The organism is Bradyrhizobium sp. WD16, from assembly GCF_024181725.1.
In the GTDB taxonomy this organism is placed as follows: domain Bacteria; phylum Pseudomonadota; class Alphaproteobacteria; order Rhizobiales; family Xanthobacteraceae; genus Bradyrhizobium_A.
Genome location: NZ_CP028908.1, coordinates 2501899 through 2525654 on the forward strand (window position 1 = coordinate 2501899; position 23756 = coordinate 2525654).

At 63.4% G+C, this 23756-nt stretch carries 17 protein-coding genes; 10 read left to right on the forward strand and 7 right to left on the reverse strand.

Going from position 1 to position 23756, the window contains the following annotated elements; genetic code table 11:
- Positions 1-218: 218 nt before the first annotated feature.
- The 5 genes from DB459_RS11605 to DB459_RS11625 are packed head-to-tail and all read left to right on the forward strand — an operon-like array spanning position 219 to position 6853.
- Positions 219-1610: a Y4yA family PLP-dependent enzyme gene (locus tag DB459_RS11605; protein WP_253713012.1), complete on the forward strand. Its 1392-nt coding sequence runs from the start codon at positions 219-221 to the stop codon at positions 1608-1610.
- Complete coding sequence (locus tag DB459_RS11610) at positions 1592-2602, forward strand: PLP-dependent cysteine synthase family protein (protein ID WP_253713013.1); 1011 nt, start codon at positions 1592-1594, stop codon at positions 2600-2602. The genes DB459_RS11605 and DB459_RS11610 overlap by 19 nt, the downstream gene beginning before the upstream one ends.
- Positions 2599-3738, forward strand: coding sequence for an NAD/NADP octopine/nopaline dehydrogenase family protein (locus DB459_RS11615; protein WP_253713014.1), 1140 nt, complete (start codon positions 2599-2601; stop codon positions 3736-3738). Before DB459_RS11610 ends, DB459_RS11615 begins: the two co-directional genes overlap by 4 nt.
- Entirely contained in the window at positions 3738-5627 is a 1890-nt protein-coding gene (locus DB459_RS11620) for an IucA/IucC family siderophore biosynthesis protein (protein ID WP_253713016.1), read from the forward strand. Before DB459_RS11615 ends, DB459_RS11620 begins: the two co-directional genes overlap by 1 nt.
- Positions 5624-6853: an MFS transporter gene (locus tag DB459_RS11625; RefSeq protein ID WP_253713018.1), complete on the forward strand. Its 1230-nt coding sequence runs from the start codon at positions 5624-5626 to the stop codon at positions 6851-6853. The genes DB459_RS11620 and DB459_RS11625 overlap by 4 nt, the downstream gene beginning before the upstream one ends.
- A 414-nt stretch (positions 6854-7267) precedes the next feature.
- Here the strand turns inward: DB459_RS11625 and DB459_RS11630 are convergent, their stop codons facing one another.
- Complete coding sequence (locus DB459_RS11630; RefSeq protein WP_253713529.1) at positions 7268-8860, reverse strand: glycosyltransferase family 39 protein; 1593 nt, start codon at positions 8858-8860, stop codon at positions 7268-7270.
- A 1082-nt stretch (positions 8861-9942) separates the two neighbouring features.
- Between DB459_RS11630 and DB459_RS11635 the strand changes: the two genes are divergently transcribed.
- Positions 9943-10614: a response regulator transcription factor gene (locus DB459_RS11635; RefSeq protein ID WP_253713019.1), complete on the forward strand. Its 672-nt coding sequence runs from the start codon at positions 9943-9945 to the stop codon at positions 10612-10614.
- A 29-nt stretch (positions 10615-10643) separates the two neighbouring features.
- Positions 10644-11981, forward strand: coding sequence for a HAMP domain-containing sensor histidine kinase (locus DB459_RS11640; RefSeq protein WP_253713021.1), 1338 nt, complete (start codon positions 10644-10646; stop codon positions 11979-11981).
- Between the two features lie 173 nt (positions 11982-12154).
- Here DB459_RS11640 and DB459_RS11645 read toward each other — a convergent pair whose 3' ends face one another.
- On the reverse strand, positions 12155-13249 hold the full coding sequence (locus DB459_RS11645) for an AI-2E family transporter (protein WP_253713022.1): 1095 nt from the start codon (positions 13247-13249) through the stop codon (positions 12155-12157).
- A gap of 37 nt (positions 13250-13286) precedes the next feature.
- Positions 13287-13445, reverse strand: coding sequence for a DUF3309 family protein (locus DB459_RS11650; protein ID WP_253713024.1), 159 nt, complete (start codon positions 13443-13445; stop codon positions 13287-13289).
- A 388-nt stretch (positions 13446-13833) separates the two neighbouring features.
- Between DB459_RS11650 and DB459_RS11655 the strand changes: the two genes are divergently transcribed.
- Both DB459_RS11655 and DB459_RS11660 read left to right on the forward strand, forming a co-directional pair.
- Positions 13834-14601, forward strand: coding sequence for a L,D-transpeptidase (locus DB459_RS11655; protein ID WP_253713530.1), 768 nt, complete (start codon positions 13834-13836; stop codon positions 14599-14601).
- 14 nt (positions 14602-14615) lie between these two features.
- Positions 14616-15263, forward strand: coding sequence for a DUF2865 domain-containing protein (locus DB459_RS11660; RefSeq protein WP_253713026.1), 648 nt, complete (start codon positions 14616-14618; stop codon positions 15261-15263).
- A 54-nt stretch (positions 15264-15317) separates the two neighbouring features.
- Here the strand turns inward: DB459_RS11660 and DB459_RS11665 are convergent, their stop codons facing one another.
- Positions 15318-17411, reverse strand: a complete 2094-nt coding sequence (locus DB459_RS11665; RefSeq protein WP_253713027.1) for a methyl-accepting chemotaxis protein — start codon at positions 17409-17411, stop codon at positions 15318-15320.
- Between the two features lie 614 nt (positions 17412-18025).
- On the opposite strand from DB459_RS11665, the gene ltrA reads away from it, so the two are divergent.
- Positions 18026-19405 carry a group II intron reverse transcriptase/maturase gene (gene ltrA / locus DB459_RS11670; RefSeq protein ID WP_253713028.1) on the forward strand — a complete coding sequence of 460 codons (1380 nt, stop codon included), beginning with the start codon at positions 18026-18028 and terminating at the stop codon, positions 19403-19405.
- A 109-nt stretch (positions 19406-19514) separates the two neighbouring features.
- On the opposite strand, the gene DB459_RS11675 is transcribed toward ltrA, so the two are convergent.
- The 3 genes from DB459_RS11675 to cysT form a co-directional block, all read right to left on the reverse strand.
- Entirely contained in the window at positions 19515-21674 is a 2160-nt protein-coding gene (locus DB459_RS11675; RefSeq protein ID WP_253713029.1) for a malate synthase G, read from the reverse strand.
- Between the two features lie 293 nt (positions 21675-21967).
- Positions 21968-22861, reverse strand: coding sequence for a sulfate ABC transporter permease subunit CysW (gene cysW, locus DB459_RS11680; protein ID WP_253713030.1), 894 nt, complete (start codon positions 22859-22861; stop codon positions 21968-21970).
- Positions 22861-23688, reverse strand: a complete 828-nt coding sequence (gene cysT / locus DB459_RS11685; RefSeq protein ID WP_253713531.1) for a sulfate ABC transporter permease subunit CysT — start codon at positions 23686-23688, stop codon at positions 22861-22863. The genes cysW and cysT overlap by 1 nt, the downstream gene beginning before the upstream one ends.
- Positions 23689-23756: the final 68 nt, after the last annotated feature.

A 23756-nucleotide genomic window follows, 5' to 3' on the forward strand; every position in this document is an offset into this window, starting at 1 on the left:
CTGCCGTTTGCGCCGGGAATTCTCTTGGACGCCGCTGCGGTGCGGGTGGAGAGCCGGCGCCCGGGCCAGACGATTACGCTTGCGTGCATCCTCGCGATGGCGCGCAGCGGCCGAAAATGTCCCTGCAGGGCGGCGCGAGATACTTTCGATCAGGGTCTTCCCCATTGCAGCCTGCCGTTGGAGAGCCGCGCTGCAGCCCATGTCGGAGGGGCGAGGTCATGACCTTGCATTGCCACAAGCCAGGCGCGGGCCTCATACCGATTCTGCGGCCAAGCACGGCGGAGCTCCTGGCTGGCAACGGTCCGCTGCTGATCGATTGGGTCGCCCGACATGGGTCCCCGGTCAATCTGATATGGCCCGATGAGCTGCAGAGGAATCTCGCGACACTCAGAGGCGTCTTGCGAGAGAGCGGTGTCGCGCACGCGCTCTATTACGGAGCGAAAGTCAACAAATCGCCCGGGCTGCTGGCCGCAGCTCTGCGCGCAAGCGCCGGCATCGACGTCTCGAGCCTTTACGAGTTGCGAGATGCCAGACGGCTCGGTGCCGACGGCACACAACTTGTGGCGACAGGCCCGGCGAAGACGGCGGCGTTCCACAACGAGCTTATCGAATGCAACGCTCTCATATCGGTGGATTCACCGGAAGAGCTCGAGGATCTGATCCGCTGGCTTCCAGCAGGCGGTCCGGTTCAGCGAGTGCTGCTGCGTTTGCGTCCCACCAACCAGGCGCGGAGTCGCTTCGGCATGCCTGCGGCGGCTATCCGGCAGTGTCTGTCGCGCATTGTCGGCGAATGCGGGTTGCGCTTTGACGGGCTCCACTTCCACCTGAGTGGCTATAGTTGGGAATCTCGTGCGCAAGCGATTAGAGAAGCCGCCGGGTTGATCAGCGAATCCCGCGCACAAGGTTTTGCGCCACGCATGATCGACATCGGGGGCGGGCTGCCGATCCAATACGTCGATCAGCGCGCCTATCAGGCGTATCTTGCGGCGCAGATGCCTGAGGACTACCGCACCGTGGCGGTGCCGGCCTCGTTCTATCCCTACGGGGGAGGGCTTTCCGCGGCTGACTGGCTCCGCTGCCTGCTGCGCGCGCCGATTGCCGACGGCCGCAGCTTCGCGAACTATCTTGTCCATGAGGGGCTGGTGCTGGGGATGGAGCCCGGGCGAGCACTGGCCGATCAGGCCGCGATTTCCGTCTTCCGGGTGTTGCGCGTGAAGGCCGTTGGCCCTGATGCCCATGTCATCTTCGTCGAAGGCAGCAGCTTCAGCGCTTGCGAAACCTGGTTTGGCTCCGAATTCCTGGTCGATCCCATCCTGGTTCCGGCCATATCGCCGCCGGTCGCCACAAACCCGATCCGAGGTTATCTGGCGGGCCATAGCTGCTTGGAGGAGGACGTCCTCTGCAATCGATGGCTCACTTTTCCCATCGCTCCGCGCGCGGGAGACCTTCTGGTTTACGCCAACACTGGCGGTTACCAGATGGACCTTCTTGAAAACGAATTCCACCGCCACCCGATGCCGAGCCGCCTTTGCGTGGTTCAGGATGCAAAAGGGCAGCCAACGCTCGTTCCCGACACGATAGGAGAGGCACAATGCTCTGCACGACCGTAAGCCAGTTGATCGGCCAGACGCCGGTGATGCCGATTGCCGTACCCGACAGCGATGCCACGCTCGTGCTGAAGCTTGAAAAGAACAATCCGGGCGGCTCCATGAAGGACCGCATGGCGCGCAGCATGGTGCTTGCCGCGCTTCGGGACGGGCGGCTCGCGCCGGGCGGCACGATCGTCGAATCGTCGTCCGGAAACACCGGGATCGGACTGGCGTTGGCCGCATTGGAATTGGGCCTGCGCTTCATTGCCGTCGTCGATCATCACGCCGCGCCCGACAAGATCCGCATGATGCGCGCACTGGGCGCGGAAATTCGTTATGTCGAAGGCGATTATCGAGAGGACGAGGTTGCGGTGGTTGAGCGCCAACGGCTGGCCGCCCAGCTCGGTGCCCAACTTCCTGATGCATTGTTCATGAACCAGTCCGACAATCCGGCAAACCCGGAAGGCTATGCGGGTTTCGTCGACGAGCTGCTGGCCCAGCTTCCGGACGGCGTCGACGCCTTTGTCGGTTGTGTCGGCACCGGCGGGTCAATGACCGGTATCGCCCAGCGTCTGAAGCGGGTTAATCCTGCTGTCCGGACCATCGCCGTGGAACCGGCCGGCTCGATCGTCTTCGGTAAACCCGGCCATCCCTACTACCAGTCGGGCACGGGAACGCCCGCGGGCGATGAAGTCGGCAAGGTGCTCGACTATGGATGCATCGACGAAGGGGTGCAGGTCACCGACACCCAAGCCTTCGAAACCGCCCGCTTTATCGCGCGGCGCCACGGGCTTCTGGTCGGGGGCTCGACCGGCGGCACCATCTACAAGGCACTGGAATTCATTGCGGCCGGCAAGCTGTCCGGCACGGTGGTCACGCCCGTTGCCGACGGGGGCGAGAAATATCTCGGTTCGGTCTTCGACGATGAATGGATGGCCGAGCGCAACTTGTTGGATCCGTCAATCGCCGCGCAGCTCGATGCCTGGCTCCCCGGAAGGGCGCACGCAGCATGAAGGTGACGATTTGCGGCGCAGGGCGTACTGGGCATTTGAATGCCGTGCTCTTCAAGCAGCGTCCAGGTATCACCGTTTCTGTGCTGACGGGAGCGGCTGCCGTTGCTGATCGGTGGACGAGCGGAGACGGAGTTTGGCAGGTCCAGATGCCGGATGGCCACGTCTTGAGCGGGCGGCCCGACTATGTCGGCACCGATCCGAGCGAGGCACTCATAAACACTGACATCATGATTGTGACGCAGCCGGCCCACGCGCGGCCTGCGCTTTTGCACGATTTCGCGCGGCATCTCCCTCGGGACAGGCACGTCTATATCGGCGCGATTCCCGGCTTCTGCGGCTTCGACTGGCTCGCAGCCAAAGCCTTTTCGGGCACAGACAATGTGGTGATCTGGGGAATGAAGGACGTGCCCCATACGGCCTTTGACCTGGTCCCGGGCGAGCGGGTGCGCATGGGGGGAGCCAAGGCTCGGCTCTTCGCGGCGCTTCACCGCCGCGAGACCGCCGCGAGCGGTGTCAAGCTCCAGGCGATTCTGAGACGTCTTTATGAAGCCCCGGTCACCCTGCTGCAGGACTATCTGGAAATCACGCTGACGCCGGGAAACGCAATGATGCATCCCGCCGTGCTCTATGCCCTGATCGGCCCTGGAGCGCCTTGGGAAAACAAGCCCTTTGACCGTCCCTTTTGCTGGTGGAGCGATTGCCCGCGGGACGGCGCCGAATTGCTGGAGGCATGCGATGCGGAAAACCAGGCAATCCGCCATGCGGTCGAGCTACGCCTAGGCATTGATCTGAGTTCGGTGAAGCCGCTCCGACAGGAATTGATTGAGGCTTACGGCAGCCAGATCGCGGACAACCGGACGATGTATTCGCTGTTGCGAACGAACCGTGCTTACGCAGGCATTCGCGCTCCACTTGTTCCCAATCCGGATGGGCCCGGCCTTGTCATCGATCGCGCAAGCCGCGCTTTCCACGAAGACATAGCCTTTGGGCAGGCGTTGCTCGTGGAATTGGCCGCGCGGCTTGATGTGGCAACTCCCGCTATCACGAAAACCTACAACTGGGCGCTCAACTACCACGGCGGGTTCAGCGAAGGCGCGCCGGCCTTCTTGCCCGCCAACTGGCCGGAGGCGGCGTAATGGACGAGAAGATGTCGTCCTCCGCAGATGCCGAAGCTCAGGCGCGTTCCGAGCAGCTTCGGCTGGACGCATCGCGCAATGCGCTTAATCGGTTGGTCCGCTGCCTGTTTGCTGAGCGTCTTCTTGAACCGGATGCGTTATTGTGGCCGCGCGAAGGCAACCAGGCGTGGCTCCCCCTTTGGCAGTCACGCCGGGTCCTGCATTTCACCGACCTGCGTCGTGCGGCTGCCGCAACATTGCAAAATCGTGGTTCTGTCGAAGTCCTAGACGAGACCGGCGCCCGGCACCGGATCGACGAACCCTCCGACCTCATCGCGCAGGTCACGCCCGCCTTGGCGATCTCCCCTGCATCGGACGGCGTCCAGCATCTCATACGCGATGTCGAGGACAGCATGCGCAACGACGTCCTGGCGCGTCGTCACCGGGAGCGCTGGAGCGCCGAGCTGCGAGGGAAAGTAGCTGAAGCAGGCGCGCAGGGTTTTCTCGCATATCTGGAAAGGAGCCTGCCGCCGCATCTGGCGGCCATGACTCTCGATCAGTGGGGCGCGCTGGAAGGTCACCCCTTCTATCCGACATGGAAGGCCAAATCCGACCTGTCACCCGGGGACGTCACCGCTCTGTCGCCGGAGTTCGGTGCTCGCGTGCACGTCCGGGTCGCAGCGCTGCGCAAGGAATGGTCCTATGTGGAGAAGATGCCGCATGTCGACGGCTATTCGGAATGGTTTTCGCAAAACTTCCCGGAGATCTGGCGCGATTGGGTCGAAGGATTGAATAGACGTGGAAAGTCTCCTGAGGACTGGCTGCCTCTACCCGTCCATATCTGGCACCTCGACAATTTCCTGCGCCGTGAGTTCGCGTCCGAAATAACTTCTGGAGTTTTCGACCCGGATGGCCCGGAGGTCGTGACGCTGCCGTCAATGTCGTTCCGCACAATGCTGCCCGACACACAGGAACCGAGACCCTTTATCAAACTGCCAGTGGCGATCTGGATGACCAGCGAACAGCGCACGCTGCAGGCCAAGTCGATTCATATGGGGCCGCGTCTCAGCGCCCTGATTTCCGATATTCTGTCAAAAGAGGGGGATCTTTGTGAGAGGTTGGAGATCTTCACCGAAGAGCTGGGTGCAATCCTGCACCACCCCTTAACCGGTGACGAGCATCCGGGCCGCTTTCTTTCGGTCGTCTACCGCAACTCCACCGCTCTGGCGCGAAATGACGGGCTGCTCTCAGTCACAGTCGCGGCACTCTTAACGGCAAGTCCGGTCGATGGCCGCCCGCTTATTTGCGAATTGATCGCGAGAAGCGGCGATGAAAGCGAAGCAGCCGTATCTGCGTTCTTCCGTGCTTATGTGGGGACCGTCATCGGCCCGACGCTCGCCATGTATCTGCTTTACGGAATCGCCTTTGAGGCGCATCAGCAAAACAGCACGATCCTGTTCGATGAAACCGGCCGTCCGCGAAAACTGCTGATCCGTGATTTCGGTGACGGCCGCAGTTTTGCCCCCCTCTTGAAGGAACGAGGGTACCACCTCAAGCCCTTCACTCGCCCGGGGATCTTACCCACCACATTTGACGACGATATCAGTCTCGTGCGCTCATTCGTCATCGATGCCTGCTTCGTCTGCCACCTTCACGAGGTCGCACTGTGCCTCGACGAACTATATAAAATTTCGGGCACAAGCCTTTGGCGCATCTTCCGCGAAGAGGCCGAGGCAGTTTTCGACGCGCTCAGGCCGCGCATGTTGTCCGACGCGTTCTGGCTGGAAGAACGCAAGGCCTTTCTTGAGAAGCCCTGGCCGAGCCGCTCGGTGCTGCGGATGCATCTGGAGCGTTATCGCGACTATCGGGTTGAGCACGAACTGCCAAATCCACTGGCGGGAGCGGAATGACAAATGCTTCTGCCGCGCTTCGCGGCTTCGGGCCTGTTTTTGTTGTGTTGTTCGGGCTGCAATTCATTTCCATGGGCGCCATGGAAATGAGTGGTCCATTCTGGCCGATCCAGATCAAGGTGTTGAGCCCTTCCGACAGCGTCTTTGGCCTCGCAGGCGTTGCTGTCTACGTTGGGCCGATGGTCGGCATGTCGCTGACCAGCGCCTTTTGGGGGCGAATGGGCGATCGCTACGGCAATCGGCTGATGATGGTTCGGGCGCTTGGCGGCCTAGCAGTCACGCAACTACTTGTCGCCGTCGCACAGGATGTCTGGACAATCATGGCGCTGCGTTTCTTACAGGGCGCCTGCGCCGGGTATATCGCTCCAGCGCAGGCCTATGGCGTGCAGATTACCGGCGGAAAGGATCGCGCCAGCCTCTTCGCCTGGCTTCAGGTTGCCACCAATGTAGGCTCGATGGGCGGCGCTTTCCTAGGCGGGCTCATTCTCGATTCCTTCCCTTTTGCCGCAATAAATCTGACTGCTGGGGCAATTTGTGCGCTGTGCGCTGCCGTTGCCTGGTTGAGCCTGCCGGTGCCGACGCCCGGAGCTGTCGCCGTCAATCCCGGAAATGCGGTTAGCGCAAGGCCTGCGGCGTCGGCAGGTGCCCCGATCGCAGCTCTTCTTGCCTTGATGGGGGTGCTGCTTGCCAGCCGCATGGTCCTGCAGGTTCCTTTCTCACTGTACATGACCCAGGTATTCGGTGCCCGGCACTGGGTCGCTGGTCTCACTTACGGGCTGCTGGCGTGCGGCTTTGTTGTGGCCGCGCCGCTATGGGCGCGGCTCTTCGAGAATCAATCGCCATCCTATGTGCTGGGCGGAAACGTGCTAATTTCAGGTGCGTGCGTTCTGGTTACGCATCTGGCGGGCAGCACGGACTCCGTTGCCGTATTCGCGTTTCTGTACTTCATCTGGGGCATGCTTCTTGGGGGAACGACGCCGATCCTTCTCGCGCTCATTTCGGTTGCCGTGGCTAATGATCGGCAAGGTTTTGTTCTGGGCCTCGCGCAAGCGTCCCAGCAGGGGGCGTCCGCGGGCGGCATCATTGCCGGCGTCGGGGTCACCCAGCTCTTTGGTCTCGAAGCCGCTTTCCCGCTCGTTGCCACGCTTTACGCCTTGTCATTTTTGGCGGCTCTCGGCATATGGCGCAAAATTGCGCACCTCACTCAAAACGGGCGCCGATCATGACCGAACACCGATCGCGGCGGCATGCCGCGGTGACGGTTCTTGTCCTGATCGATTTGCTTCCAACAACAGCACAGACACATGCGCCGCTACCCTCGCGGCGGGTGAGCCGTCGCCGGTGCGATAGGGTCACTCGCTGCGAACGGTGTCATCCTCGCTTGTGGGAGGCATCACCGATGCCACGAGTCGGCATCGAGTCCGGACCTGGAGATCAGCGTATTCTCGACATCAGCTGCGCCCCACCAGACGGGACACTAGTGTCCTGTCTCCGAATTACCGCTACGTTTGCCTCGCACTCGCACGGTAATTCGGAGACATAGGGACACTAGCAAAATCAAAGTGCTAGTGTGGCTTATGTCTCGCAATTGCCTACGAGAGGGTTGCCGCGAAGGTGGTAGGTAATTGCGAGACGCCACACTAGCGTCGATCTGAATTCACGGCCGAAGGTGGAATCGTGACGCTCAGCCCGGAGCGTGGTGGCACCATGAATGCAACCACATTTCGGGTGCCGCCAAACAGACCGAGCAGTTCCGCTTGAAGCGTCATTTCACGCTTTTCGAAGTTTCCAGCCTGGATCGCCGTCCGTTCCATGACGTCGAGACAATTCGTCTGATCGCGGAAACAGAGCGCCGCCCAACCGACCTGCGTGGCAGTTTCGTGCGGCAGGTCCATTACGTTCTGATAGTGCGGGTGGTCTGGACTATAAAAGGCCGCCGCCAGCGCAAGACCATCGTCTCCTCCGACGACCGCCAGCGGGGCTGCTGTCAGCTCGTGCCAATGGCGGGTCAGTTCTTTTGCCGCTTGGTGATAGAAACCCCGTCCCTCCCCATAGCCATAGCTGTTGCGATAGAGCGCGTGAAGGGGCGCGCCGATCGTGGCCGCAACGACGGCGAAGGCGGCAACGAGGACCGTTGCATTTACCGTATAGAACCGCTCGATACGGTGCCTTGCGCCGCACACGACGAGCACAGCGAACAGGAACAGTCCCTGCAAAGCCCACAACGACGGCAAATCGGTGCCGACGGCCAGCGAGGTGATGACGGGCAGCGCAATCGTACCGATCGCGATGTAGTAGAGAAGTTTAAGACTCGGGTTCATCGCGGCGAAATCTCGCGGCAGTCGCCTGATCCGGTGCCCGGCTATCGTGATCCAGGTTACGGCGGATACGCCCATTGCCGCAGCAAGGCCCAACAGGAAGAAGGCGGAATCATGAAGCGACGTCCACATATCGGTGCCGGCATGGGCCAGCGCGTAGTCAAAAGGCGCGGCTCCGGTTGCGGCAAGCCAGTGGAGGTGTGGCGACAACGCAACCAGGCCGGCGGCGGTGGAAATCCAGGGTGAAGGCGAGGTGAAGTAGGCCCGCCGCTGGGGGTGGCTGATCGCGGCAAGCGCAAAGCTCGCGAGCAGAAAGACGGAGTAGTACTTTCCCAACATGGCGATGGCAGCGGTGAGTCCGGCAGCGATGGCCCAGGTCGCGTTTCTCGTCTCGAATGCGCGAAGGAAGCAGTACGTTGCAAGGGGCCAGACCGCCAACAGGACGGCGTTGGCGTTGAAGCGCTGGGCGTGGAACTGGTACGCGGGGGTCAGCATCAGCAGCAGCAGCACGATGACCCGCTTGTCACCGGCGACGAACCGCCGCGTAATCAAGTCGACAAGCCAAAGCGCCAAGGCGGCGTTTGTCATCGCCATCAGGTGCAACGACCAATCCGTCAGCGGAAAGAGCGAGGTCCAGGCGCCAGCAACCCACCCCATCAAGGGTGGATGCTTGGGATAACCCCACGCGAAATGTCTGCCGAGCGTCCATGTCTCCAGCACATCCGGGTGCAGGCCGGAGCCGAGATATGCAATCGACAGATAGGTCAGCCACGCGACCACAAAGCAAATGAGCAGCAACGGCAGCGACCATCCGCCTTCGATTCCCTCGAGCCATCGGATCAAAGGGCGACGCCACGCCGCCGGGCGGCGGTCGGACCGTTTGGCGATCGCCGAGAATGCAAAATCGGCAGTCATGTCGTTCAGGACGGACTGCAACAGGCTTGGGAGAGAGGCGAAAACAGCCGAGACGGACCCCACGCTGGCGGAACGAGAGGTGCGCCAGTCCGAATGGGCTTCGGCTGCTGAGCAGGCATTATCCACGTCGGTCGCTGGGGTCTCGTCGTCGATCATGTCTCGGGTCACCCTGCGCCGGACAAGCCGCATCTCGGCACTCCGGGGGCATGCGTGGGGATCATTACAATAGCCTGACGCGCTCCTGATGAGGAGGGGGAGCCCGCAACAGCACCGCTGACTCGCGCGGCGGCCCGAGGTTTGCTGGTCCAGAATGAGTAATGGCGGCATGGAGCGGCCGATTGAAAATCGGAGATGGAGCGGGGTGTCGCCGATATCAGCCCCGGCAGCGTTTCTCCCATGGCCGGGCTGGTTGCCGGCGACGTACTGTAATCACGTCGGTAGAGGAGTCCGATCACGTACGTCCGACGGAAGTCAAGGAAGCGATGACCCAGCCCTCGTGGCCGCGCGAACGTCAATGCGACATGTTGTCAGCTGTTGACGCTAGTGTCCTGTCTCCGAATTGCCGCTTCATTTGCCTCACCCTCGCACGGTAATTCGGAGACATCAGGACACTAGCAAAATCAAAGCGCTAGTGTGGCTTATGTCTCGCAATTGCCTACGACAGACTGGCCGCAAAGGCGGTAGGCAATTGCGAGACGCCACACTAGTGTGCCGTTTCCAAGGTTCGTATGAGTGCTCGCAGCAAAGGGATACGAACGTTAGAACCGGGACACTGGCATTATTATGATTCTAATGTGGTTTTGGATCTGACGCGCGTATGAAGGGTTCGCTGGGCCGACGCGCAGCGTGTCCCTTGGAGAGGGTTGGATAGCGTACCGAAGCGACCGTGCAACCCTGATCCGAACGAGCGGAGCCTGCCTTTAGCCGCCCCGCTCCATGCCGGCGGCGTTTTGGATGAGCGGCGGGACCGGATGAAACGTTCCGAGGGGCTATGAAAGGACGCTCCTCACGCGCCGCCGTAATCCTATTGTAATCTGTCGGCAATGGTTTGGTCTCGAATGCGGATGGCTCGGGAGAGTGCGGTGCGAATTTTGGTGGTGGAGGACGATCTCCAGCTGGGGCCGTGGCTGCGGAATGCGCTCGCGACAGCTTTCGGCTCGTGCGATATGGTCGCAACGCTCGACGAGGGCCGGGCCGCGCTTGCCGTGCGAAATTTCGAGCTTGTGGTAATCGACCGAGGACTCCCCGACGGAGATGGCCTGGCGTTACTGCCGGACCTGAGGCAACAAAGGCCGAGTCCGGCGACGGTCGTGTTGACCGCGCTCGACGATCCCATCGATATCGCGCGCGCACTCGATGACGGAGCCGACGACTACGTTGCCAAGCCATTTGAACCGATCGAATTTGTCGCAAGGGCAAGAGCGGTGCTGAGGCGCCTGTTCCTGGACAGGGGTGCGGCGGTCAGCATCGGCAACATGAGCTTCGACATCGTCAACCGCGTCGTCTGCATTGATCAGAAGCCGATCGTTATCCCGCGACGCGAATTGGCGATCCTCGAGACCATGGTGCGGCGCACCGGGCGGGTCGTCCTGCGCGAAACGCTCGAAGCGGCGACCTATGACTTCGACGACGAGATCCAATCGAACGCGATCGAGGCGCACGTCTCGCGACTGCGCCGTCGCCTTCGCGAAGCCAACTGTAAGGTCGCGATTCGGCCGGTCCGTGGCCTCGGATACCTGCTGAGCGGCGAGTAACTGTTTTGAAATGGCAAAAGCTCAGGCGTATGCACCGTTCCATAACGGTCCTATCCGCGACGCTCATCGGGTTAGTTACGACCATCATGTTGCTTTGCGCTGCCGCTCTGCTCATCAGATTTGGCGGTGATGATGACGGCACCTGGGGGGCGGTCGATGTGGCCGACGCATTGAAGGAGGCGGTCGCACGAAACGCAGACGGCCAGTTGGTCGTCAAAAAGACCGCACGCCTTGATCAGATCATGCGCGACTTCCCCGCGTTTTGGTACGCTGTGTCGGACAAGAATGAGGAGGTCAGTTATGGCCAGATACCGAAATGGCGGCCGCAGAAGACGCCCATGTCGCAAGACGGGACGAGCTTTGTCGCCTATGCGATCGATGGCCAGACCAGAAATCTCAGGAGAATGGCCGCCGTCAGAAATACCCCCGTCGGTGAGGTCTGGATCGAAACGGGAGGCGTAGCCTACACGGCAACGCAGCTTATGCTCGGGACGCTTACCGACGCAACTGTTGTCGCGCTCCCGATCATCCTTGTCTTGATCGCGACGGCGTTCGCGGCGCTGCTGTTCGTGCCGGCGCTTATCGCGCGGCCGGTTCGCGCCGTTGCATCCGCGGCCGAATTGATCGACGGGGTGCCGGATGGTCGTAGGCTCCCCGAACACCATGCCCCGACTGAACTGCTGCCGCTCGTGGTTGCATTCAATCGAGCGTTGTCCCGTATCGATCTTGCTTCGAAGGCTCAACGATCGTTCCTGTCCAACGCGGCGCACGAACTGCGAACTCCGCTTACCAATGCGCGCACGACACTTGAACAGGTCCAGGATCCCGACCTCCGCGCCAAGCTCATTGCCGAGAATCAAAAGCTGTCGTCGATCGTTACCATGCTCCTGCAGTTGGCGCGCATCGCTGCGGAACCGGTCGATCTCGCCGAACTGGACCTCGTCGCGCTGGCACGCAAAGTCACGGCTGAGCACGTGCCTATGGCCTTGAGTAACGGCATTGAGATTGGGTTCGTCGAGCCGGGGCATTCGGTTTGGGTGCGCGGCTCGGAGGCCGCGATCGCCGTTGCGCTTTCCAATCTGATCCGGAACGCGGTGAGCTATGCGGCAGCAGGCGGTCCTATCCTCATCAAGGTCGGAGCATCCGCGCGCTTGAGCGTTATCGACACGGGACCAGGTCTGCAATCCAGTCAACCCGACCTCCTGCTCGAGCCTTTCAAGCGCGGGGCCACTCGTGTCGACGGCACGGGACTTGGGCTTTCGATCGTTTCTCAGGTCATGACGATGCACAATGGCAGCGTCGCTCTCTCTCACACCCCAGGAGACGGGACGACTGTGGAGTTGCTTTTTCCCATCGTCTGCCGTTAGGCGGATCTTTCGTCAGCTAGTGTCTTGTCTCCGAATTACCGCTCCATTTGCCTCACGCTCGCACGGTCATTCGGAGACAGGACACTGGAATCATCATGATGCTGGTGTCCCTTTGGTTCTAACGTTCGTGGACGTGCTCGCTGCAAGGGAATGCGAACGTTGGAAACGGGACGCTAGTCTTCAGGGAACTGCGGCGATTCGTCGGGCAGGAGATGCTCCTTCACCACCAGGCCGACGATCAACATCGGCGAGGCGAGAACAGCGCCGATCGGGCCCCACAGCCAGGTCCAGAACGAAAATGCGATGAACACCGCCAGGGCGTTGAGTTCGAGACGCCGGCCGATGATGGTCGGCGTGACGAAGTGCCCTTCGAGGAAGGCGCTCACGGCGAACAGCGCGGCGGGCAGAAGGCCGGCGGTCAGGGACGGCGCCACAGCGATTCCGAGCACCACGAGGACCAGAAAGGTGACGATCGGGCCGATGATCGGGATGTAGTTCAGCGTTGCCGCGAGAGCGCCGATCCCCGCCGGATTGGGCAGGCCGGTCGCTGCGCCGATCAGACCGGTGACGACGCCGATCCCGATATTGATCGCCGATACCGTCAGCAGATAGCTGCCGAGACGCTCCTCGATGGCATTGAGGATGCGCAGTGAGCGCAACCGCTTGTCATGGGCAGAGGAGACGAGGATCAGGGAGCGGCGCAGGTCCGGCCAGCTCGCCACGAACAGGACCAGGGTGACGATGAACAGCAGCAGTTCGGTGATCGTGGGCGTAACGAAGTCCACCGTCGGCTGCACCCATTCCAGCTTTGGCAGCGCCAGGGGTACGTCGGAGGGTGCGACGCCGAGCGCTGCCTGCAATTCGTGCCAGAGCGCAATCGGCCGGTCGAAGGCGTGCAGCTTGTCGCGTAGCTGCTCACCGATCTGTGGCAGCTCCGAGCTCCATTGCAGCAGTGGGGCGGACAACAGGGCGGCGAGCACCGCGACGATGCCGAATGCGGCGCCGAAGGTCAGTGTCACCGACAGGCTGCGCGGCAAGCCCAGGCGCTGCAGGACCGCCGCACCCGAAGACATCATCGTGCCGACGATGAAAGCGGCGGCTATCGGCATCAGCAGGGTTCGCGCGATGTAGAGAACCGCGACGATGGCGATGACGAGCAGGCCGATCAAGGCGAACGCGATCATCTCGGTGCGGCGGATGATCGGCGGCCCGCTCTCGGTGGACTCGTCCACCGGGGTCCCGACGCTGTGAAGGGGAATCTCGCGCAACGCCGTATCCTCTCCGCCCGCGGATGCGGCGCCTGGCTCAGACCCGACCGAGCAGCAGCAGCACCAGCGCGATCACCAGAATCGTGGTGACGACGCCTGACGGGCCGTACCCCCATGACGCGCTGTAATTCCAGCGCGGCAGCACGCCGAGCAGAACGAGGATCAACACCACGATCAGGATTGCGCCGAGTGACATGGCTTCATCTCCCCCTCGCCGATGCCGCATGATCGTTGCGCAGAAGAAACCATCCGGCCCCGGCGATTGTTCCCTCCCGGGATCGTGATTGCCACGGCCATTGGCCTCGTGTGCGTCGAGTTCACTCCCCTGTGAGGCGCGCGCGTTCGCGGCCGTCAGCGCGGGAACTTTTTCGGTGGCGATGACGTTGTTTACCGCGTTCAACAAACGTGGCCCTACGATGGTGTGGCAATTCGGGAATTCTGTCCCGGTATTGCTGGTTCTCAACGGAAACGCTGAACCAAACCTGTGTTGGGATCACAGATTTTGTGTGTCCTTCGAGTTACGAAGTTCGCTCGAGATGGACAGCAAGCTCAGGCGAACTTCGGATTCACGAAAGGGCGGGGACATGACCCGGTCGCTTGTTCGACGGTGCTTGCGCGTGCGCGCCCGGCTGGGCATTGCAGCCGCTGCGGTCTTCACCCCGCTTGTTTTTGCTCCGGTCGGCGCTTCGGCGCAGGTGCTGGGCTACGCCGCGGCGGCTCGGGCGCCGCTGTTTTCGGAGGGGGGCGTCGCCGCGCCGGGGGCAGGCCTGGCGGACGATGAAGGTGCGGTGCTGCCGTCGAGGCTGCGACGGCAGGTCGTCGACTACCCGACCCGTGAGGCGTCAGGGACCATCATCATCGATACACCGAACACGGCGCTCTACTACGTTCTCGGCAACAATCGCGCCATTCGTTACGGCGTTGGCGTCGGTCGCGAGGGCTTCACCTGGTCCGGCACCGAAACCATCAGTCACAAGGCCGAATGGCCCGACTGGCACCCCCCGGCGGAGATGATCGCGCGCCAGCCCTACCTGCCTCGCTTCATGGCCGGCGGGCCGGGGAATCCGCTCGGCGCCCGCGCCATCTATCTCGGCTCCAGCGTGTATCGCATCCACGGCACCAACGATCCGTCGACGATCGGAAAATTCGTCTCCAGCGGCTGCATCCGCATGACCAATGCTGATGTCGAGGATCTCTTCAGGCGGGTCGGGATCGGCACCAAGGTGGTGGTGCTGCCTAAATCGGCAGGGCGGTTCGAGGCGCATCGCGGACATCCGGCGCAGAGCAGGGCCGAAGCGGTGGCATTGCGGCGTCAGACCGCTCGGCTCGCGGTCCCCGCCGCTGCCGATTGAGGCGTGGTCGGACCATGTTCGAGAGTGAGCGGCGCCGGGCTCTGAGAGGCGCGAAATCCGCAACGGTGCTGGCGCTGCTGGCCGGCACCAGTGTTTTGCCGGCCCGGGCCCAGGACTTTTTCTCGACCTTGTTCGGCGTCTTCGCTCCGCAGTCGATGGTCCGCCCGGCGCCGGCGCCCGCCGGCTTTCCCGGAGACGGCTCCCCGGCGGCAGGTCCGCGATCGATCAATGCGACGCCGGTCGCCTATTGCGTTCGGACCTGCGACGGCTTCAGTTTTCCGGTACCGGTTGCCGACGGCGAAAGCCGCGCCGCGCTCTGCAGCAAGTTCTGCCCGGCCGGTGGCACCAGGGTTTTCTATGGCAGCGGCATTGATGATGCCGCAACGTCGTCCGGCCGCCCCTACACTGATCTGCCCAATGCTTTCCGCTACCGCAAGGAAGTCGTTGCAGGCTGTACCTGCAACGGCAAGGACGCATTCGGGCTTGCGAGGATCGACATTGCGGACGACAAGACGCTGCGCAAAGGCGACATCGTCGTCGGTAAGGATGGGCTGAGGGTCGCTGCCGGCCGCGACGAAGACGGCCGCATGGCGAAGTTCAGCCCCGCTTCGCCGGCGCTGCGCGCCAAATTCGCTCGTGTGCCAATCGTCGCTGCGGAATAGCCGATCGTTTCAGGCGAGCTACCGCGAAGCGATGCGGCGCAGGCGATGCGCGGCTCATGCCGCCCGGATATTGCCGAGGAATTCGCTGACCTCGCCGCGCAGCTGAATGGCGTGCTGCTCGAGCGTTTCGGCGGCGGTACGAACATTGTGTGCCGCCGAGCCGGTCGCCTCGGCGCCGGCGCTGACTCCGGTGATATTTTCGGCTGCGGCGCGGGTGCCCTGGGCCGCCGCCTGGGTGTTGCGCGAGATCTCCTCGGTCGCGGCGCCCTGCTCCTCGACCGCTGCGGCGATGGCGGTCGCCACCTCGCTGACCTCGGCAATGGTGCCGCCGATCGCCCTGATCGCTTCCATGGCTTCACCGGCGACGTTCTGCACGGCGACGATCTGTTGCGAGATTTCCTCGGTCGCCTTGGCCGTCTGGTTCGCCAGTGATTTCACTTCGGAGGCGACCACGGAGAAGCCCTTGCCGGATTCGCCGGCCCGGGCCGCCTCGATGGTGGCGTTCAGCGCGAGCAGGTTGGTCTGAGTGGCGATGCTGTTGATGAGATCGACCACCTCGCCGATCCGGGCGGCGCTCTGGGCGAGCCCCTGCACCGTACTGTCGGTCGCGCGCGCCTGAGCCACGGCCCGCGCGGCAATGTCGGCGGCATGGGTGACCTGGCGGGAGATGTCGTTGATCGAGCTCGACAGCTCCTCGGATGCGGAGGCGACGCTCTGGACGTTGGCCGAGGCGTTCCCCGAGGCGCGGACCGCCTGCTGAACCTGCGAGGTCGTCCGTTCGGAGACGTCGGACATGCCGCTCGAGGTCTCGCCCATCTGGCGCGAGGCTTCGCCGAGCGCGCTCAAGGTCTCGCGCATCCGCTCTTCGAAGCGGGCGATGTGACGCTCGACGGCCTGCTGGCGCGCCGCCGCCGCCGCCGTACGGTTGGTCTCCTCAACCTCCATGCGACGCTTCTCGACGGCATTCTGGCGGAAGGTCACGAGGGCGCCGGCCAGCGATCCGATTTCGTCCCGCCGCCCCGCACATGGAACCTCTGCAGCGAGATCGCCGCCGGCGACCTTGAGCATGGCGTCACGGATCGCATGCAGCGGCCTGATCACGTGGCCGCGGATCGCGGCCATGCTGAGGCCGGCGAGCGCGATCGCGCCGAACAGCAGCGCGAGTTCTCCCGCGAGCTGCCGGGCGGCCGATGATTGGCCCGCCGCGGCATGGTCCCTGGCGTTGTCGAGTGCCGTCTCGGCCAGAACGACCGCGCTCGCCATCTTGTCCGCTGAGAACGGGCTCCACTCGGTGCCGGGCATTTCCGGTTTGTCGCCGGCCACCAGTGCCTTGATCAGACGGTCACGCAGCGAGGTATATTGCGGGTCGAAATAGCTCGCCTTCGCCTGGGCCAGAGCCGTGCCGATGGCCGGGGGAAGGTCCGCCGCCGAGCCGAGCGAAGCTAAAGCGGCCCCCTCGGCTTGAATGCCGCCGACGAGCTTCAGATAGGTCTGCATGGCGTCGGGCGGCAGCGGTTGGCCGGCGAGCCCCAGCGACACGATCAGCGAGGCTTCGCCGGCGGTGTTGCGCAACAGCCAAGCGGCCTGTTTGACGTTGAAGAGATGGTCGACGATCGGGTCGGCGCGAGCGATCTCCGCGCCGATACGCTCGGAGAGTTGTTCGAGACTTTTCAGCAGCGCCTCGTCGGAATCGCGATAATCCTTGACGAGGTCAGCCTGTCGCGAGGCCTTCGGCTTGTGCAGGGCTTCCCAGCTGGTCGCCTGCAGCGTTTTGACCTTTTCGAAATTACGATTGAGTTCGGAGAGCAGCGTCTCGCGTCCGGCGAAATCGAATTGGGATGACAGGGCGATCGCATTCGCTCCCGAGGTCATCTCGATATTCTGAATCCGCTGGAGATAGCCCGCGGTATCGGCCGCGACAGTCGTCTCGCTGTTGAGCTCGCGCACCATCGCGCTGCGCTCGACCCGCAGATTGTGCATGGCCTTGAAGGCATTGGCCGCGATATCCGATGCCAGGTGGATCCGGTTGGCGGAGCGAAGCTGCTTCCAGGACGTCCAGGCGCCGACGGACAATAGGACCACGAGGCCGCAGGCCATCAGCGCGATGACGGATGTCAACAGCGCCGTCACACTCATACGATTCAGCATCGGTTTCTAAGTCCCCGCCCCTTCGAAAGTCCCCTCTGACCATAGTTGATATTGGTTAACGGCGACCAAACCCGGGCGATTCTCGCCGGCGGGGAGCCTGAGCCGGAATCCCACGTTGCACGTCGGGTTCATCGATCCGAGGACAATCGATGTCGCTGCTGCGGCCCCTGATCGTCTGCAGCGACGGCGCAACGAAAAAGCCCCGGCCGAAGCCAGGGCTTTCTTTCTGGTGCGCCCAGCATGGGCGCCCTCTTATGGGTGCAAGTCCCATCGTGAGTTGATCACAACGAGCGAAGCGAAGCGCAACCGCATGAGGGCGACCGAGTGTGGGGAGGAAGCGTGGAGCGAAGCTGCGGGCCGATGAATAAGAAGCGGATAGAAGGCGTTGCCGACCAGGGCGAGCGGGCCAGTAATCGCGAAGCTCTCGTGATCAAGGGGAAGCGGCGTAGATCCGGCGGTCGTGCAGTGAAGGAGTGCGTTCTTACCTGGGGAGGTCTCGCCTCATGCCCGAAAGGGCGACGGTGTCGAGCCGGAGCGAGAAGTCAGCCGAGGTCGTAGTAGCCGGTGGGAAGGCTGCGAAGCCGTCCCGCAGGCGAAGGGCCGAACGAGAGGGAGTGTTCGAGGCCATGTCGATGTGGCGAGCATTGCATCAGATGCCTGCGCAAGCAGGGCGGTCCGGGGTAGGACGCGGTGAAGCCGCGTGTGGCTCGGGCAGCGATGAAGCTCGTCGCCCGCGGCATGAACCGAAGGGCACAGGGTCGGCGCTGCTTTTGGCGGCTCTGGCGAGAGAGAACCTGCAACGGGCGTGGAAGCGGGTGCGGGCCAACAAAGGCGTAGCCGGTGTGGACGGTCTGGACATTGACCAGACCGCCGCGCAGCTGCGTACGGCGTGGCCGGCGATCCGCGAGCAACTGTTGTCGGGGGCGTACCGGCCCAGTCCGGTGCGACGGGTGGCGATCCCCAAGCCCGAGGGCGGCGAGCGTGAGCTCGGCATCCCGACGGTGACGGATCGTCTGATCCAGCAGGCGCTGCTGCAAGTGCTGCAGCCCATTCTTGATCCGACCTTCAGCGAGCACAGCTACGGCTTCCGGCCGGGCCGAAGCGCGCATGACGCCGTCCTTGCGGCGCAGTCATACGTGCAATCGGGCCGCCGGATCGTGGTGGACGTCGACCTGGAAAAGTTCTTTGACCGGGTCGATCACGACATCCTCATCGACCGCCTTCAGAAACGGATCGGGGACACCGGGGTCATCCGGCTGATCCGGGCGTATCTGAACAGCGGGATCATGGGCGATGGCGTGGTCCGGAAGCGAACGATGGGGACGCCGCAAGGCGGGCCGCTATCGCCGCTGCTGGCCAACGTTCTGCTCGATGAAGTGGACAAGGCGCTGGAACGTCGGGGCCATTGCTTCGTGCGCTACGCCGACGATGCGAACGTCTACGTTCGCAGCCGCCGGGCGGGTGACCGGGTGATGGCGCTGCTTCGGCGGCTCTACGGCAAGCTGCACTTGACGGTCAACGAGACCAAAAGCACAGTGGCCAGCGTGTTTGGTCGCAAGTTCCTGGGCTACAGCCTTTGGGTAGCCCCGGGCGGCGTGATCAAACGCAAGGTCGCCGACAAGCCGCTGAGGACGTTCAAGCAGCGCATCCGGCAACTGACCTGCCGCAGTGGCGGGCGCAGCATGCAGGATGTGGTGGATCGTCTGCGGCCTTACATCCGGGGCTGGAAGGCGTACTTCCGGTTGGCGCAAACGCCGAAGGTCTGGCGCGAGCTCGATCAATGGCTGCGTCACCGGCTGCGCGCCATCCAGCTCAAGCAGTGGAAGCGCGGTACGACCATGCACAGGGAACTGCTGGCGCTGGGAGCCAGGCCTGACGTTGCGCGAAAGGTGGCGGCGAACAGCCGTCGCTGGTGGCGCAACAGCGGCATGCTCCTCAACGCCGTGCTAACCCTGAACTGGTCGGACCGGTTGGGACTGCCCCGTCTCTCATGACCTCAACTTCTCGAACCGCCCGGTGCGGACCCGCATGCCGGGTGGTGTGGCAGGGGAGCAACCCAAAAGGTCGCCCCCTATGCCGATTCTATGTCCTGAAGAGCTTGCCTCAGCCGGCCGCCTTGGCCTCCTTGCGGCGGGCATGCAGGATGAATTCGGTGTAGCCGTTGGGCTGCTCGCGGCCCTTGAACACCAGATCGCACGCCGCCTTGAAGGCGACGCCGTCAAAGCCGGGCGCCATCGGCTTGTAGAGCGGATCGCCGGCGTTCTGGCGATCGACCACCGCGGCCATGCGCTTGAGCGATTCGGTCACCTGGTCCTTGGTGACGACGCCGTGGTGCAGCCAGTTGGCGAGGTGCTGGCTCGAGATCCGCAGCGTCGCGCGGTCCTCCATCAGGCCGACATCGTGGATGTCCGGCACCTTTGAGCAGCCGACGCCCTGGTCGATCCAGCGCACGACATAGCCGAGAATGCCCTGGCAGTTGTTGTCGATCTCCTGACGGACATCGTCCGGCGCCCAGTTCGACTGCGACACCGGGATGGTCAGGATGTCGGCCAGCTTGGCACGGGGCACCGCGGTCTTGATCTCCTGCTGACGCTTGAGCACGTCGATCTGATGGTAATGGAGGGCGTGGAGCGTTGCGGCGGTGGGCGAGGGCACCCAGGCGGTGGTGGCGCCGGCCTGCGGATGGCCGATCTTCTGCGCCAGCATGTCGGCCATCTTGTCGGGAGCGGCCCACATGCCTTTGCCGATCTGGGCATGACCCGGCAGGCCGTCGATCAGGCCCTTGTCGACGTTCCAGTCCTCGTAGGCCTTGATCCAGGGCTGCGCCTTCATGTCGTTCTTGCGGATCATCGGACCCGCTTCCATGGAGGTGTGGATCTCGTCGCCGGTGCGGTCGAGGAAGCCGGTATTGATGAAGACGACGCGCTCCGAGGCAGCCTGGATGCAGGCCTTGAGGTTGACGGTGGTGCGCCGCTCCTCGTCCATGATGCCGACCTTGAGGGTGTTCTTCGGCAAGCCGAGGATCTGCTCGACCCTGGAGAACAGATCGCAGGTCAGCGCCACCTCGTCGGGACCGTGCATCTTCGGCTTAACGATATAGACCGAGCCGGTGCGGCTGTTGCGCGTGCCGGACAGGCCCTTGAGGTCGTGCATGGCGACGAGACCGGCGACCAGCGCGTCGAGGAAGCCTTCCGGAATCTGCGCGCCGGCGCTGTCGAGCACGGCGTCGGTATACATGTGATGGCCGACATTGCGCATCAGCAGCAGGCTGCGACCGTGCAGGCGGATCTCCTTGCCGTCGGGAGAGGTGTAGACGCGATCGGAGTTGAGCTTGCGCTGGAGCGTCTTGCCGCCCTTCTCGAAATCGGCCGAGAGCGTGCCGCTCATCAGTCCAAGCGTATTGCGATAGACGAGGACCTTGTCCTCGGCGTCAACTGCCGCGACGCTATCCTCCATGTCGAGAATGGTGCTGATGGCGGCCTCGATCACCACGTCGGCGACGCCGGCGGGGTCGTCCTTGCCGATGGCATTGCTGCGGTCGATCGCGATCTCGATGTGCAGGCCGTTGTTGACGAGCAGGATCGCCGAGGGCGCGGCGGCATCGCCGCGATAACCGGCGAACTGCGCCGCATTCTTCAGCGCGGTCTTGCCGCCGGCCAGTGCCACCGAGAGCGCGCCACCGGCAACGCTGTAGGCTGTCGCGTCGGCATGGCTGCCGGAAGCGAGCGGCACGGCCTGATCCAGGAACGCCTTGGCCCTGGCGATCACCTTGGCGCCGCGCGCCTTGTCGTATCCCTTGCCGCTTTCCGACGGATCATGCGGGATCACATCGGTGCCGTAGAAGGCGTCGTAGAGGCTGCCCCAGCGCGCGTTGGCGGCATTGAGCGAATAACGGGCGTTGGTCAGCGGCACCACCAGCTGGGGGCCGCAGATCTTGCCGATCTCCTCGTCGACATTGGCGGTGGCGACCTCGGCGGTCGGCGGCTCGGGCCGCAGGTAGCCGATCTCCTGCAGGAATGCGGTATAGGCCTCGAGATCGAAAGGCTTGCCTTTGTTCGTGCGGTGCCAATCGTCGATCTTGGCCTGCAGCTTGTCGCGCAGGTCCAGCAGATCCTTGTTGCGCGGCCCGAGATCGCGGACGATCGCGGCGAGCCCGGCCCAGACCGCGTCCGGCGTCACCCCAGTACCGGGGGCGGCCTCCTTGGCGATGAAATCGGCGAGAGGCGCTGCAATTTTCAGTCCGCTGGCTTCAATGCGCTTCATGATTTTGTCTCACGGAAAAAGAGGTCGGGTGGACGGTCCTGCGACCACCAGAACAGATGGGGGCGCCGCACCGTTCGAAGGACCGTCCGAAGCCGCCCGGTCCGGCGACAGAGCCGCAAAACCGCGCTTTATCAACATCTTGCGCACATCTTGAAGGGCCGTTGCCGGCACATCATCGATGAATTTGATGGCCTGGCGGAACGGGCGCTGTCGGCGGATGCGAACTAGTCCTGGCGGTTTTTAGCGCCAAAGGCCGGGCAAAGAGAAGGGCTTTTCGCCGCAGCGCGGCGAGGTCAGGTGGAGCCGTGGGGGACCCGGCCGAAGCGCTCCAGCACGGCCTTGATGACAATGGTCAGGAGAGCGACCGCCGTGAGCACGGTGGCGGCGGTGAAGGCGCCGACCACGTTATAGTCCTGATAGAGCAACTCGATCTGCAGCGGCAGCGTCGTGGTCTGGCCGCGAATATTGCCCGATACCACCGAGACGGCGCCGAATTCGCCCATGACGCGCGCATTGCAGAGGATGGCCCCGTAGACCACGGCCCACTTCACGTTCGGCAGCGTCACGCGCCAGAAGGTCGCGAAACCCGAGGCGCCGAGGGTGACCGCCGCTTCTTCCTCCTCGGTGCCCTGCACCTGCATCAATGGGATCAACTCGCGCGCGACATAGGGCGCGGTGACAAACAGGCTGACGAGAAAGATCGCCGGCACCGCGAACATGATCTTGATGTCATGGGCCTCGAGAAACGGGCCGAACAGACCCTGGGCGCCGTAGACGAACAGATAGGCGACGCCGGCGACGATCGGCGACACCGAATAGGGCAATTCGATCAGCGCGATCAGCAGCGTCCGTCCGGGGAAGCGGAACTTGCTCACGGTCCACGCTGCCGCGAGGCCGAACAGGATGTTGATCGGCACCACGACGAGCGCGGTGGCCAGCGTCAGCAAGACCGCATGAATCGTGCTCGGTTCGGTGAGGTTGCGCCAGAACACCGCAAGGCCGGACGACAGGCCGGTGACCACGATCAGAGCCAGCGGGGCAATCAGGAACACGGCGGTGAGCAGGAGGACGATGGTCAGCACCGCGCGTCGCGCCACCGGGCCGCCGCCAACCGGGGTATGGATCCAGTCGGCGCGCGCGATCGCCGGATCGCGGCCGCCGCTCGCGCCCGTGTTCGCCGCCGCCATCAGTCTTCTCCGCGCGCCAGGTAGCGCAGGTGCCAGGCCTGCACGCTGTTGGTGATCACCAGCATGACGAAAGCCATCAGCAGCATCACCGTCGCGATCGCCGCCGCGCCCTGATAATTGTACTCTTCGAGGCGGATGAAGGTCAGTAGCGCCACGATTTCGGTGCGCATCGGCTGGTTGCCGGCGATGAAGATCACTGCGCCGAATTCGCCGAGGCTGCGGGCGAAGGCTAGCGAGCAGCCGGCGAGAAACGCCGGGAAGATCGCCGGAAAAATCACCCGCCGCAGGATCTGGAGATCGCTGGCGCCGAGCGAGCGACCGGCTTCTTCGACATCCGAGCCGAGATCCTCGATCACCGGCTGCACGGTGCGGACCACGAAGGGAATGCTGGTGAAGGCCATCGCGATGGCGATGCCGAGCGGGGTATAGGCGACCGGGATTCCGATCGCCTCAAGGGGCCTGCCGAACCAGCCATTCTTGGCGAACAGCGCGGTGAGCGCGAGCCCGGCCACGGCCGTCGGCAGGGCGAAGGGCACATCGACGAGGCCATCGAGCAGGCGCTTGCCCGGAAAATCGTAGCGCGCCAGCGCCCAGGCCAGCAGCAGGCCATAGACGGCATTGAACATGGTCGCGGCGAAGGCCATGGTGACGGTGACCCGGATCGCCGACAATGTACGCGGCGACGACAGGATGTCGATGAGCTGGGAGAGGCCGATTCCGGACGCCTTGAGGAGCAGGGCGCTCAGCGGCAGCAGCACGATGGCCGCGAGGTAGAGCACGGTGGTGCCCAGCGCCAGCCCGAATCCTGGAATCACCCTGCGCCGCACCAAGCCCGTCCGTTGTCGCGTCACCGCCGACATCATGGCCGAAACGATACCGGCGGTTTTCCCGGCCT